Source organism: Streptomyces sp. NBC_01012, from assembly GCF_045162755.1.
Taxonomy (GTDB): Bacteria; Actinomycetota; Actinomycetes; order Streptomycetales; family Streptomycetaceae; genus Streptomyces.
In genome coordinates this window covers 1,054,787-1,067,984 of record NZ_CP108688.1, presented here as the reverse complement: position 1 = coordinate 1,067,984, position 13,198 = coordinate 1,054,787, and the positions used below count along the sequence as shown (strand labels likewise).

The 13,198-nt window shown below is 71.4% G+C and carries 11 protein-coding genes; 8 read left to right on the top strand and 3 right to left on the bottom strand.

What is annotated here, in order from left to right; genetic code table 11:
• Positions 1–93: 93 nt before the first annotated feature.
• Entirely contained in the window at positions 94–1,101 is a 1,008-nt protein-coding gene (locus OG623_RS04515) for a chitinase (RefSeq protein ID WP_406144481.1), read from the top strand.
• Positions 1,102–1,168: 67 nt separating this feature from the next.
• Here OG623_RS04515 and OG623_RS04510 read toward each other — a convergent pair whose 3' ends face one another.
• Positions 1,169–2,071 carry a LysR family transcriptional regulator gene (locus OG623_RS04510; protein WP_406144479.1) on the bottom strand — a complete coding sequence of 301 codons (903 nt, stop codon included), beginning with the start codon at positions 2,069–2,071 and terminating at the stop codon, positions 1,169–1,171.
• Positions 2,072–2,195: 124 nt separating this feature from the next.
• Here OG623_RS04510 and OG623_RS04505 point away from each other — a divergent pair, with 124 nt between their 5' ends.
• The 7 genes from OG623_RS04505 to OG623_RS04475 all read left to right on the top strand — a co-directional run bounded on the left by OG623_RS04505 (position 2,196) and on the right by OG623_RS04475 (position 10,865).
• On the top strand, positions 2,196–3,197 hold the full coding sequence (locus OG623_RS04505) for an aldo/keto reductase (protein WP_406144477.1): 1,002 nt from the start codon (positions 2,196–2,198) through the stop codon (positions 3,195–3,197).
• A gap of 177 nt (positions 3,198–3,374) precedes the next feature.
• Positions 3,375–4,208: a M55 family metallopeptidase gene (locus tag OG623_RS04500; protein WP_406144476.1), complete on the top strand. Its 834-nt coding sequence runs from the start codon at positions 3,375–3,377 to the stop codon at positions 4,206–4,208.
• Positions 4,201–5,604 carry a M20/M25/M40 family metallo-hydrolase gene (locus OG623_RS04495; RefSeq protein ID WP_406144474.1) on the top strand — a complete coding sequence of 468 codons (1,404 nt, stop codon included), beginning with the start codon at positions 4,201–4,203 and terminating at the stop codon, positions 5,602–5,604. The genes OG623_RS04500 and OG623_RS04495 overlap by 8 nt, the downstream gene beginning before the upstream one ends.
• A 55-nt stretch (positions 5,605–5,659) precedes the next feature.
• Positions 5,660–7,660, top strand: coding sequence for a prolyl oligopeptidase family serine peptidase (locus OG623_RS04490; RefSeq protein ID WP_406144473.1), 2,001 nt, complete (start codon positions 5,660–5,662; stop codon positions 7,658–7,660).
• The gene (locus OG623_RS04485; RefSeq protein ID WP_406144471.1) at positions 7,657–8,601 is read left to right on the top strand and encodes an LD-carboxypeptidase; all 945 of its coding nucleotides are present in this window, start codon (positions 7,657–7,659) and stop codon (positions 8,599–8,601) included. The genes OG623_RS04490 and OG623_RS04485 overlap by 4 nt, the downstream gene beginning before the upstream one ends.
• Before the next feature lie 126 nt (positions 8,602–8,727).
• Positions 8,728–10,515 (top strand): CocE/NonD family hydrolase, encoded by a 1,788-nt coding sequence (locus OG623_RS04480; protein ID WP_406144469.1) that lies wholly within the window; start codon positions 8,728–8,730, stop codon positions 10,513–10,515.
• Between the two features lie 116 nt (positions 10,516–10,631).
• The gene (locus OG623_RS04475) at positions 10,632–10,865 is read left to right on the top strand and encodes a DUF1049 domain-containing protein (protein ID WP_406144468.1); all 234 of its coding nucleotides are present in this window, start codon (positions 10,632–10,634) and stop codon (positions 10,863–10,865) included.
• Between the two features lie 253 nt (positions 10,866–11,118).
• Here the strand turns inward: OG623_RS04475 and OG623_RS04470 are convergent, their stop codons facing one another.
• Together OG623_RS04470 and hemA are read right to left on the bottom strand one after the other, a co-directional pair.
• Positions 11,119–11,886 carry a thioesterase II family protein gene (locus OG623_RS04470; protein WP_406144466.1) on the bottom strand — a complete coding sequence of 256 codons (768 nt, stop codon included), beginning with the start codon at positions 11,884–11,886 and terminating at the stop codon, positions 11,119–11,121.
• Positions 11,887–11,920: 34 nt separating this feature from the next.
• On the bottom strand, positions 11,921–13,156 hold the full coding sequence (hemA, locus tag OG623_RS04465) for a 5-aminolevulinate synthase (RefSeq protein ID WP_406144465.1): 1,236 nt from the start codon (positions 13,154–13,156) through the stop codon (positions 11,921–11,923).
• Between the last annotated feature and the right edge of the window lie 42 nt (positions 13,157–13,198).

The following is a 13,198-nucleotide window of genomic DNA, read 5'->3' as shown; positions in this document are numbered from 1 at the left end:
TCGCGCGGGCCTGGGGTGTGAGAGGTTCAAGGGTGTCCCGGCAGCACCGGCTGCAGTGCGGGACGAGCTTCCGGGAGCAGGTGCACACACAGCATGCGAAGGCGCACACGGGTTTCCTCGGCCGTGGCCGGACTGGTCGCGCTCGGCCTGGTCTGCTCGGCGTGCTCGCCGGGCGGCGTCGCCGACCAGGCCAACGGGTCCGAACCGCCCCGGCCCACGGCTGCCGCGGAGACCGACTACACCCCGTACGTGAGTGCCACGACCGCCGCCGACACCGACAGCGCGGGCTCCCCCGACACGTACAACCTGGCCTTCGTCACCTCCGAGGCGTCCAGCCGCACCCCGCTCTGGGGCGGCACCGCGGCGGTCGGCAGCGAAGCGGTCGCCGCCCGTGCCGAGGCGCTCACCGGTACGGGGGCCGAGATCCGGGTCTCCTTCGGCGGCGCGGCGGGCACCGAGGCGGCGCAGGCCTGCGACAGTGCGGAGGAACTGGCCGACGCCTACGCCGAGGTGCTCGACGCGGTCGGCGCGACGAAGGCCGACTTCGACATCGAGGGCGACGCGCTCACCGACACCGCCTCCGTCACCCGCCGCAACGAGGCACTCGCCCTGCTCCAGGACAAGCGTGACCTCGACGTCACCTACACCCTGCCCGTCATGCCGGAAGGTCTTGAGAAGACCGGGCTCGCCGTCGTCGAGGACGCGGTGGACCAGGGCGTCGACGTCTCGGCGGTCAACATCATGGCGATGAACTACAGCGGCTCCCACAGCGGTGACATGGGCGACTACGCGGAGCAGGCGGCGGCCGCGGCCCACGACCAGCTGACGGACGTGCTCGGACTGTCGAGGACACAGGCGTGGAAGGCACTGCACATCACCGTGATGATCGGGGTGAACGATGTCGACGGGGAGACCTTCACCCTCGACGACGCCGCGTCCCTGCGCACCTACGCCACCCGCCAGGGGGTGGGCGCGCTCTCCCTCTGGGCATCCTTCCGCGACCAGGAGTGCGCCTCGGACGAGGACACGACGGCCGCATCGGACAGTTGCAGCGGAGTCGACCAGGACGCGGGCGCCTTCGCCGAAGCGCTCAGCGGCTGACGGGCGGCGCGCGGCGACCGGGGGAGCGCGGCCGAGCGGCCCAGGTGGCCGCCTCGGCCGGTCGGGTTCAGCGCACCGGGGCCTCCCTGACCAGGGTCATCAGGGCCTTCGCGCCGGGGCTCATGGTCTGGGGCGGCGGAAGCACCACGACGCTCTCGTAGACCGGCAGGCGCTCTCCGTCGAGTCCGCCGAGCTCCAGCGCGACCAGGCCGCGCGCCTCCGGCTTGCGGGAGAAGTGGTGCGGTACGACCGCGATCCCGAGGCCCTCGTGCACCAGCTCCAGCAGGCTGTGCACATCGCTGACCTCGAGCGCCACCGTCCGGCGGGTCCCCGCAGCGGCGAACGCCTCGTCCGCCGCCCGCCTCGGCCCCCAGTCCGGGTGGAAGTCGATGAACGACTCACCCCGCAGCTCGCCCCACGCCACCCGCGCGCCCGCATCCGCGAGCCGGTGACCCGGGGCGCACAGGGCCACCATGGGCTCCCGCGCCAGCGGCACGAGCTCGCCCCGCCACTCGGGCGGGCTCACCGTCGCGGCGAACGCGAGGTCGAGACGGCCGCCCGCCACGCCGTCGAGCAGGCTGGACGTGCCCTCCTGCCGCAGCCTGATCTCCATGTGCGGATGCTCCCGGTGGAAGGCGGCGAGCAGCCGCGCCGTGCTCACCCCCGCCACGCACTGCTCCACCCCCAGCGTCAGCGTGCCGCGCAACAGCCCCCGTACGGCGTCGACGGCGTCCCGCGCCGCCCTGGCCCCCGCCAGCGTGCGTTCCGCCTCCACCAGCAGCGCGGTCCCGGCCTCGGTGAGCCTGACCGTGCGGGTCGTACGGCTGAACAGGGGCGTCCTCAGCTCCTGTTCCAGCGCCCGGACGGACGCGGACAGCCCCGACTGGGACACGGCCAGCCGCTCGGCCGCCCGGGTGAAGTGCTGCTCCTCGGCGACGGCGACGAAGTGCTCCAGCTGACGCAATTCCATGATTGAGCAATTTAACCGATGAATCCCAGCGGAATCTCCTGTTGGACCGCTGGATCGTTCTCCGCCAGTCTTGGAGGCGCGCACCAGACCTGGCGCGCGACGCCGTGTCCCGTGGAGTGCCCGAATGTACGTTCCGTCCGCCGACCGCTACACCGACATGCCCTACCGGCGCACCGGCCGCAGCGGCCTGCTGCTGCCCGCGCTGTCGCTCGGACTCTGGCACAACTTCGGGGGCGACCGGACCCCCGAGACGCAGGGCGAGATCCTGCGCAGGGCCTTCGACCTCGGCATCACGCACTTCGACCTCGCCAACAACTACGGTCCGCCGCCCGGTTCCGCCGAGACCGCCATGGGCCGCGCGCTGCGGACGGACTTCGCCGGGCTGCGGGACGAGATCGTCATCTCCACCAAGGCGGGCTACCACATGTGGGAGGGGCCGTACGGGGAGTGGGGTTCCCGCAAGAGCCTGCGCTCCTCGCTCGACCAGAGCCTGACCAGGCTCGGCGTCGACTACGTCGACATCTTCTACTCGCACCGCTTCGACCCGGACACCCCGCTCGAGGAGACGATGGGCGCGCTCGACACGGCGGTGCGCCAGGGCAAGGCGCTCTACGTCGGTGTCTCCAACTACTCCGCCGAGCAGACCCGCGAGGCCGCCCGGATCCTGAACGAGCTCGGCACCCCCCTCCTCATCCACCAGCCGCGCTACTCCATGCTCGACCGCTGGGTCGAGGACGGGCTGCTGGACGCCCTGGACGAGCTCGGCACCGGCTCCATCGCCTACTCCCCGCTGGAGCAGGGCATCCTCTCCGACCGCTATCTGAACGGCATCCCGGAGGGATCGCGCGCGGCCGGCAGCAGCCCCTTCCTGTCCGCCGAGGCCGTCACCCCCGACCTGGTGAGCCGGCTGGGCGCACTGAACGAACTGGCCCAGGAGCGCGGACAGTCCCTCGCCCAGCTGGCGCTCGCCTGGGTGCTGCGCGGCGGCCGGGTCACCTCCGCAGTCGTCGGCGCGAGCAGCGTCGCCCAGCTGGAGAACAGCGTGGCGACGGTCCGCAACCTGGACTTCGCCGACGAGGAGCTCGCCCGGATCCAGGAGCTGGTCAAGGGCGCGGGACGCGTCTGATCTCCGGCGTCCGCCGACCCGCACCCGGGCGGCGGACGCCTTCACCGGACTGGACCAGTGACAGATCGGCGCGGCCCTGGTCCGGGCCGGTCCCGGCGCGTACCGTGATGCGGCACGAAGATCCTCTTCCCGCGCACGGGGCGGAGGAACGACCGACCAGCGACAGGACCGCGCACCGTGAAGATCCTCGTCAGCGCCGACATGGAGGGCGCCACCGGAGTGACCTGGCCGGCCGATGTGCTGCCCGGCACCCCGCAGTGGGAACGGTGCCGGTCGCTGTTCACCTCCGACGTGAACGCCGCCGCGCTCGGCTTCTACGACGGGGGCGCCGACGAGGTCCTGGTCAACGAGGCCCACTGGAGCATGCGCAATCTGCTTCTCGAGCGGCTCGACGACCGTGTCCAGATGCTCACCGGCAGGCACAAGTCCCTCTCCATGGTCGAGGGCATCCAGCACGGTGACGTCGACGCCGTGGCGTTCGTCGGCTACCACACGGGCGCCGGCGCGGAGGGCGTCCTCGCCCACACCTACCTCGCCAACTCCATCACCGGGGTCTGGCTGAACGGGGTCCGTGCCAGCGAGGGCCTGCTCAACGCCCATGTCGCCGCGGAGTACGGCGTCCCCGTCGTCCTGGTCACCGGCGACGACCTGACCTGCGTGGACGCGAAGGGCTACGCCCCCGAGGCGCGTACGGTCGCGGTGAAGGATCATGTCTCGCGGTACGCGGCGGTGTGCCGCACCCCGGCCCGCACCGCAGCGGACATCAGGGCCGCCGCCGAGGCCGCGACCGCGCTCGCGGTGCGCCACACCCCCGTGACCAGCGGCTCGTACGCCGTGGAGCTGGAATTCGACGCCGAGCACCTGGCAGGCGCCGCGACGGTGGTCCCCGGCGTGGAGCGCAGCGGCGAGCGGCGCGTCGCCTACACCAGCGGGACGATGTACGAAGGTATTCGCACATTCAAGGCGGTGACGACGATCGTGTCGGCCGCCGTGGAGGAACAGTATGGCTGAGGCGGGCAACCCCACCGGGCAGGTCCCCACCGGGCAGGTCCCCACCGGGCCGGTCCCCACCGGGCCGGTCCCCACCGGGCCGGTCGACCAGCAGGCGCTCGACGAGTCGGTGACGTTCACCTCCGAGCTGATCCGCATCGACACGACCAACAGCGGTGACGGCAGCTGCCGGGAACGCCCGGCCGCCGAGTACGTCGCCGAGCGGCTGGCCGCCGCGGGCCTGGAGCCCGCGCTCCTGGAGCGCACGCCCGGACGGACGAACGTCGTCGCCCGGATCGAGGGCACCGACAGGTCGGCCGACGCGCTCCTCGTGCACGGCCACCTCGACGTGGTCCCCGCCATGGCGGAGGACTGGACCGTGCACCCGTTCTCCGGGGAGGTGCGCGACGGCGTCGTGTGGGGGCGCGGGGCCATCGACATGAAGAACATGGACGCGATGGTCCTCGCGGTCGTCAGGGCCTGGGCACGCGCCGGCGTACGCCCGCGCCGCGACATCGTCATCGCCTACACGGCCGACGAGGAGGCCAGCGCGGACGACGGAGCCGGCTTCCTCGCCGACCAGCACCCCGCGCTCTTCGACGGCTGCACGGAGGGCATCAGCGAGTCCGGTGCCTTCACCTTCCACGCGGGACCCGGCATGGCCCTCTACCCCGTCGCGGCAGGAGAGCGCGGCACGGCGTGGCTGAAGCTGACCGCCGAGGGCAAGGCAGGCCACGGATCCAAGGTCAACAAGGCCAACGCCGTCAGCAGGGTCGCCGCCGCCGTGGCCAGGATCGGTGCCCACGAGTGGCCGGTACGCCTGACCCCCACCGTGCGGGCCGCGCTCACCGAGATCGCCGCGCTCCACCACATCCGCGCCGACCTGGACGCCCCGGGGTTCGACGTCGACGAGCTGCTCGGCAAGCTCGGCCCGGCGGCCGCGCTGATCGAGCCGACCGTGCGCAACAGCGCCAACCCGACGATGCTGGAGGCGGGTTACAAGGTCAACGTGATTCCGGGCCACGCCACAGCCCAGATCGACGGGCGCGTGCTGCCCGGCGGCGAGGACGAGTTCCACGCGACCATGGACCGGCTGACAGGGCCCGGCGTCGACTGGGAGTTCCAGCACCGCGAGGTCGCGCTCCAGGCTCCGGTCGACTCATCGACGTACGCGAAGATGCGCGAGGCCATCGCGCTGTTCGACCCGGACGCCCACGTCGTGCCGTACTGCATGTCGGGCGGCACGGACGCCAAGCAGTTCTCGCGGCTCGGCATCACCGGTTACGGCTACTCCCCGCTGAAGCTGCCCGTCGGCTTCGACTACCAGGCGCTGTTCCACGGCGTCGACGAGCGGGTGCCCGTCGACGCACTGCACTTCGGCGTCCGGGTCCTGGACCAGTTCCTGCGCACGGCCTGACGACCCGCACCGCCCGACGACCCGCACTGCCCGACCGAAGAGGGGGAAACCGACCATGGCGTCCACAGCGGCGTACGGAACATGGCCGTCACCGATCGACGCGGCACTGACCGCTTCGCACGACGGCCGGCCGGAGTACGTGGGTACCGTCGGTGACGAGGTGTGGTGGACGGAGCCGCGCCCGGCCGAGGGCGGCCGTCGCGCCCTCGTACGCCGCAGGGCGGACGGCAGCACCGGGTCGGTCCTCCCCGAACCGTGGAACCCCCGCAGCCGCGTCATCGAGTACGGCGGGGTGCCGTGGGCCGGCGCGGCGCGCGATGAAGGCGGTCCGCTGGTCGTCTTCGTCCACTTCGCCGACCAGCGGCTGTACGCGTACGCCCCGGACGGGCCGGACGCGCCCTGGCCGCTCACGCCCGTGTCGAAGGTCGGTGGCGGACTGCGCTGGGTGGAACCGCGGTTGCTTCCCGAGCGAGGCGAAGTGTGGTGTGTGCTGGAGGAGTTCACCGGCGAGTCGCCCACCGATGTGCGCCGGGCGATCGCCGCCGTACCGCTGGACGGATCGGCCGCCGAGCACCGTGGCGCCGTACGCGAACTCACCGACGACCACCACCGGTTCGTCACCGGGCCCAAGCTGTCGCACGACGGGCGCCGCGCCGCCTGGATCGCGTGGGACCATCCGCGGATGCCCTGGGACGGCACCCTCGTGAAGACGGCCGAGGTGACCGCCGAGGGTGATTTCACCGAGGTCAGGACTCTGGCCGGGGGCGAGGACGAGTCGGTCGTCCAGGTCGAGTGGGACCGGGACGGCTCGCTGTTGTTCGTGTCCGACGCCGGGGGCTGGTGGGAGCTCCGGCGGCTCGGCCCCGACGCCGTCGCGGGCGCGGCCGTTCCCGCCGGCCGCCTGTGCACCGGGCGGAACGAGGAGTTCGGCGGGTCACTGTGGAAGATCGGCGAGCGCTGGTTCCAGCTGCTGGACAGCGGGCTGATCGCCGTCATCCACGGCCGGGGCAGCAACGCCCTCGGGGTGCTCGACCCGGAGAGCGGTGAACTGGTCGACGCCGTGGGCCCCTGGACCGCCTGGGCGTCCACGCTCGCCGTGCAGGACACCAGGGTCATCGGCGTGGCCGCGAGCCCCCACACGTCCTACGAGGTGGTGGAGCTGGACACCGCCACCGGACATACGCGGACGATCGGCGCCCCCCACCGGGACGCGGTCGACCCCGCCCACTACCCCGAGCCCCGGATCCGTAGCTTCACAGGACCGGAGGGCCGTGAGATCCACGCCCATGTCTACCCGCCGCGTCACCCCGACCGCACCGGGCCCGAGGGCGAGCTGCCGCCCTACGTCATCTGGGCGCACGGCGGTCCCACCGGTTGCAGCCCGCTCGTGCTCGACCTGGAGATCGCCTACTTCACCTCCCGGGGCATCGGCGTCGCCGAGGTGAACTACGGCGGCTCGACCGGCTACGGCCGCGCCTACCGCGAGCGGCTGCGCGGACAGTGGGGCGTCGTCGACGTGGAGGACTGCGCCGCCGTCGCCCTGGGGCTGGCCGATGAGGGCTGGGCCGACCGGGAACGGCTGGCGATCCGGGGAGGCAGCGCCGGGGGCTGGACCACCGGCGCCTCCCTCACGAGCACCGATGTGTACGCCTGCGGAGTCATCAGCTACCCGATCCTCGACCTGGAGGGCTGGGCGACCGGTGAGACCCACGACTTCGAATCGCAGTACCTGGAGTCGCTCGTGGGCCCGTACGCCGAGGTGCCCGAGCGCTACCGTGAACGCTCGCCAGTCAACAACACGGACCGGCTCACCGCCCCGTTCGTACTGCTCCAGGGGCTCGACGACCCGATCTGCCCGCCCGTCCAGGCCGAGCGCTTCCTCGCCGCGATCGAGGGACGCGGGATTCCGCACGCCTACCTCACCTTCGAGGGGGAGGGCCACGGCTTCCGCCGCGCCGACACCGTGCGGCGCGCACTGGAGGCCGAACTCTCCCTGTACGCGCAGACGTTCGGCGTAGAGCGCACCGATGTGCCGCGGCTGGAGCTGACGGAGTGACCCTGGAGCCCCTCGCCCGCCCGGCCAGGCTGCGGCCCGGAGCCAGGGTCGCCGTCGTCGCCCCCAGCGGCCCCGTGCCGGCCGAGCGGCTGGAGCGCGGCCTCGACCTGCTGCGCGGCTGGGACCTCGACCCCGTCGTGGCCCCCCACGTGCTGGAGCGGCATCCGGACCTCGACCACCTGGCGGGCACCGACGAGCACCGTGCCCGCGACCTCCAGGCGGCGTGGTGCGATCCCTCCGTCGACGCCGTGCTGTGTGCCAGGGGAGGGTACGGCGCCCACCGCATGGTGGATCTCCTCGACTGGTCCGCGATGCGGGCGGCCGGGCCCAAGGTGTTCGTCGGCTACAGCGACATCACCGTGCTGCACGAGGCCTTCGCCCTGCGGGCCGGCTTCTCGACCCTGCACGGCCCGATGGTCGCCACCGAGGTGTTCCTGAAGGACACGGACACCCAGGAAGCGCTGCGCTCCACGCTGTTCGAGCCCGAGTCGGTGCGGACCCTGGGTTCGGACGCTGCGGTCGCCCTGGTGCCCGGCACCGCCCGGGGGATCACCTACGGCGGCTGCGCGAGCCTCATCGCCGCCGACGCCGGAACCCCGCGTGCCCGGACATCGGCCCGGGGCGGGCTGCTCGTGATCGAGGACACCGGGGAGGCCCCCTACCGGCTCGACGGCATCCTCACCCGGCTGCTGCGCATCGGCGCCCTCGACTCGATAGCCGGGGTGGTGTGCGGTTCATGGGAGGCCTGCGGACCGGCCGACGGCGTGCGAGCGGTCCTCGCCGACCGGCTCGGAGGACTCGGGGTTCCCGTGGTCGACGAGCTGGGATTCGGCCACGGCCCGACCACCCTGACCGTCCCTCTCGGTGTCCCCGCGGTGCTCGACGCGCCGGCGGACGGCGGCCGTTGCACGCTCACCTTCCAGGTCCCCGCCCTGGTCTGAGGTCCGGGCCCGCGGGCGCGGCGCAGATCCGGGCGGAAACTCCGTCCCCGCACGTTGACATCGCTATGAGGTGTGTCACAGCATGGGCCGGGCCCGGTACTTACCGGTCAGTAATGTGTCCTCGGTGTGGAGGCCCATGTGTCGCGTGCTGTGCCCAGATTCCGCCGTCCACTCACTTTGCTCGCAGGGGCGGCACTTCTCGCCCCGCTCGCTCTGACCGGCGCCCCTCCGGCCTCCGCGGCCGATCGGTACACCGTCACCCCACTGGAGTTCACCGTGCGGGCAGGCGACAGGTCCTGCACCGTCGACGCCGACCTCTACCGGCCGGCCGGCGCCGACGCGCAGCACCCGGCCCCCGCCGTCCTCGCCACCAACGGCTTCGGCGGCAGCAAGTCCGACGGCTCGACCGACGCCATCGGCAAGGCCTTCGCCGAGCGTGGCTACGTCTCTCTCGTCTACTCGGGCCTGGGCTTCGGCAAGTCCGGCTGCCTCATCACACTCGACGACCCCGCGATCGACGGCAAGGCGGCCTCCGGGCTCGTCGACTTCCTCGCCGGTACCCGCGCCGCCGACGACGGCACCGAGGTCGACTACGTCACCACGGACGCTCCGGGCGACCCGGTGGTGGGCATGGTCGGCGGCTCGTACGGGGGAGCCATCCAGCTGGCGACCGCGTCCGCCGACCACCGGGTGGACGCGCTCGTCCCGCTGATCACGTGGAACGACCTGGCGTACTCGCTGGCCCCCAACGCGGCAGGAGCGTCCGACGGTGTCTCGTCCGACACGCCAGGCGTCTTCAAGTGGCAGTGGACCAACGGCTTCTATCTGATGGGCGAGGGCCAGCCCCTGCTGGTCCCGAGCCTCGACCCGTCGCGCATCGGCAGCCTCGGCTGTCTGCACTTCGCCGCCCAGGCGTGCGACACCATCCGCCTCCTGAACTCCGGCCGCTACCCGGCCGCCGAGACCCAGGAGATGCTGACGTACGCCCGCAGCGTCTCACCGGCCTCCTACCTGTCCGGTGTCACCGCGCCGACGCTGCTCGTCCAGGGCCAGGCGGACAGCCTGTTCAACCTCAACGAGGCCACCGCCACCTACCGGACACTGGAGGCCCAGGGCACCACCACGAAGATGATCTGGCAGGCCTGGGGCCACAGCGGCGGCTCGGTGCCCGGTGAACTCGACCTCGCCTCGGGCAATCTGGAGACCAGCTACGTCGGACAGCGCATCCTCGCCTGGTTCGACCGCTACCTCCACCACGACGAAAGCGCAACGACCGGTCCCGAGTTCGCCTACTACCGTGACTGGCAGAGCGGTTACGGCACCGCGGCAGCCGTCCCCGCCCTGTCCCGGTCGCTGTACCTCTCCGGCGACGGCGCCCTGGTCGACAGCCGCTCCGAGGTCACCAGCGGCAGCCGCCGGTACACCAACTGGCTGCTGCCGAGCAGCCATTCCGAGAGCTCCCTCGCCGGACTCATCGGGCTGCCCGACCCGGAGCCGTACGACACCAAGGGCACCTATCTCGGCTGGACCAGCGCCCCGCTGACCGACCCGGTGGACGTCGTCGGCGCGCCGAAGGCGACCCTGAAGGTCGACTCCCCGAAGGCGGAACGCGTCCAGAACAGCGGGGACGCCGCCGACAAGCTGGCCCTGTTCGCGAAGGTCTACGACGTGGCACCCGACGGCACCCAGAAGCTGGTGAACCGCCTGGTCGCCCCCGTACGCGTCCCCGATGTCACCCAGCCCTTCACCGTCGAGCTGCCGGGCATCGTGCACCGCTACGAGGCGGGGCACAGGCTGCGCTTCGTGATCGCTGCCAGCGACACGGCGTACGTCGGGAACCGGGGTGTCAAGCCGGTCACCGTGGTCAGCGCCCCGGGGGACACCGGGGTCCTGGAGCTCCCGACGGTCGGCTGACCGTCACCCGTTCGGCCCTGCTCCACCGCTCCCCGGACCCGGGACGGAGCCATCCTGGGGTCCGGGGACCGCGCCGGGTCCCCGGACCGGTACCAGGACCAGCGAAAGGGCCGCTCATGAGTCCCAAGGACGTATCCAGCGGCACCACGAGCGCCTTCACACCCGCCCGGATCGCCGTGACCGTGCTGGCGGTACTGGCCATCGTCTTCATCTGCGTGAACACCGCCGATGTGTCCATCCGTGTGATCATCCCCAAGGTCACGATGCCGCTCTGGGCGGCCCTGCTGGGGGTCTTCGTGGCGGGTGTGCTCTGCGGGGCCTATCTCTTCCGCAGGCGGGCCTCACGCTAGGGCCTGTCTGACCATTCCCGTCTGCCTCGCGACGCCATGCACGCACTCTCGCCGCACCGAGCGCCGACCACGTACAACACCAGTACGCCGGTCGACGCCCGGCACGCCGAGAGCACGCACCTGACGCCGCGATGCCGCCCTTCGGGCGTCGGCCGGCAGCGACTTCCGCACCACCTGCATCGCGCACGCCGCCCTCATCAGGATGAAACACCCACCCAGCTTCGTGGCATGGGACCAAACCCGGAACGGTTCGTCACTTGGGCACGGGCTCGTGCGTGGCGACGAAGTGCTGACCGAGCAGCGCCAAGACGGCGGGTGCCTGTTCGCTGAGGTAGAAGTGACCTCCGGGGTAGACACGGAGGTCGAACGCTCCTGTGGTGTGCCCGCTCCAGCTCTGCACTTCTTCCGTCGTCACCGCGGGATCTCTGTCGCCGACCAGTGCGGTGATCGGCGCGGAGACTGTGACCCCCGAGGCACAACGGTAAGTCTCCACCGCGGCATAGTCGCTACGGATCGCCGGGAGGATCATGCGCAACAACTCTTCGTCACTGAGCAGCGCGCTGTCCGTACCGGCGAGCAGCTTCAGCTCGGCGATGATTCCATCGTCGTCACGGCGATGCACGTTCTCCTCGCGGTGACGTGAGGGCGCGCGGCGCGCCGAGACGAAGAGGTGTGTCAGTTCGCCGCCGTCGGCCTCCAGCAACCGGGCCACCTCGAACGCCACCAGCGCGCCCATGCTGTGACCGAAGAACGTGGTTGGCCGTGACCGGAGCCGGTCACGCAGGGCCCCATAAGCCTGCTCGGCCATGACCCGGATGTCTGTGGGGCTGGACTCGGCGCGGCGGTCCTGTCGGCCGGGGTACTGCACCGACAACACCTCTGCCACGGAGGAGAGTTGTGCCGAGACAGGGTGGAAAAAGGAGGCGGAACCGCCTGCGTGCGGGAAACAGACAAGCTGGCGTGGACGTTCTGGTGCCGGGTGATAGCTCCGGCCCCAGAGCTTCTCCATCGAGTTCGTCATGAGGTTAGGTCCATCTTTCTCGTGAGTGCGCTGGTCAGCCGGCCGGGGCCGCCGGCACACGGGCATGACCCACCTCTTCCCAGATATGGTCCAAGGCGTCGACGAAGCCGCGCACCTCGTCGGCGGTGTGCACCGCTCCGGGGGCGACCCGCAGAATTTCCGCACCGACCGGCACGCTCGGCGCGTTGATCGCCTGCACGTAGATGCCGTGCCGCTCCAGCAGTGCCGCGGACATTCGCTTGCACACGTCCTCGTCGCGCACCAGGACGGACACGATGTGCGTCTGGTCCGAGATGAAGGGGATGCCGCGTTCGTCGAGCAGCTGGTGCATCAGCTGCGCGTTCGACCACAGCCGCTGCCGCTCGGCGTCGGATGAGCGCAGGTGGCGTACGGCGGCCAAGGCACCGGCCGCCACGGCGGGCGGCAGCGCGGTGGTGAAGATGAAGGAGCGGGAGAACGTGCGCACCGCCTCGATGACCTCGGTGGGGCCGGCGATGTAGCCGCCGGTGGTGCCGAAGCCCTTGGCCAGGGTGCCCATGATGACGGTGAAGTCGTCGGCGATGCCCAGCCGGGCCGCGATGCCGGCGCCCTCCGGGCCGTACATGCCCACCGCGTGCACCTCGTCGAGGTACGTCATCGCCCCGTAGCGCTTGGCGATGTCGGCGATCTCCGGCAACGGGGCGATGTCACCGTTCATCGAGTACACCGACTCGGCGACGATGAGCTTGGGGGCATCCGGGTCGTCCGCCGCGATCAGCTCTTCCAGGTGGGCGAAGTCGTTGTGACGGAAGATCTGCTTCTGGGCGCGGCTGTGGCGCAGGCCGTCGATGACGGACGCGTGGTTGAGGGCGTCGGAGAAGACGGTGCACCCCTCCATGCGGCCGGCGATGACGGACAGCGCGCCGTCGTTGGCGGTGTAGCCGGAGGTGAACAGCAGGGCGTCGTCCTTGCCGTGGAGCGCGGCGAGCTCCTTCTCCAGCAGCACGTGGTAGTGGTTGGTGCCGCCGATGTTGCGCGAGCCGCCGGCGCCGGCGCCGTACTTGTCGACCGCCTTCTTCATGGCGTCGAGCACCGAGGGGTGCTGGCCCATGCCGAGGTAGTCGTTGCTGCACCAGACGCTGATGCTGTCCGGGTCGGCCGTCTGCCCGTCGGTGCGCACGCTGGCCGCGGGGAAGCTTCCGGCGAGCCGACCGATCTCCAGGAACTCCCTCCTTCCGCCGTCGGAGCCTTCGATGAGGCGCGCGAAGAGGTCCAGGTATTGGGTTGTCACGTCTACTCGCTTAGGTTCGGGTCGGCTGAGGCCGCATCAACA

Coding starts and splice junctions, on each gene's coding strand:
- OG623_RS04505 (WP_406144477.1), top strand. CDS start 2,196: ATGTACGTTCCGTCCGCCGACCGCTACACCGACATGCCCTACCGGCGC.
- OG623_RS04495 (WP_406144474.1), top strand. CDS start 4,201: ATGGCTGAGGCGGGCAACCCCACCGGGCAGGTCCCCACCGGGCAGGTC.
- OG623_RS04515 (WP_406144481.1), top strand. CDS start 94: ATGCGAAGGCGCACACGGGTTTCCTCGGCCGTGGCCGGACTGGTCGCG.
- OG623_RS04470 (WP_406144466.1), bottom strand. CDS start 11,886: ATGACGAACTCGATGGAGAAGCTCTGGGGCCGGAGCTATCACCCGGCA.
- OG623_RS04490 (WP_406144473.1), top strand. CDS start 5,660: ATGGCGTCCACAGCGGCGTACGGAACATGGCCGTCACCGATCGACGCG.
- OG623_RS04475 (WP_406144468.1), top strand. CDS start 10,632: ATGAGTCCCAAGGACGTATCCAGCGGCACCACGAGCGCCTTCACACCC.
- OG623_RS04510 (WP_406144479.1), bottom strand. CDS start 2,071: ATGGAATTGCGTCAGCTGGAGCACTTCGTCGCCGTCGCCGAGGAGCAG.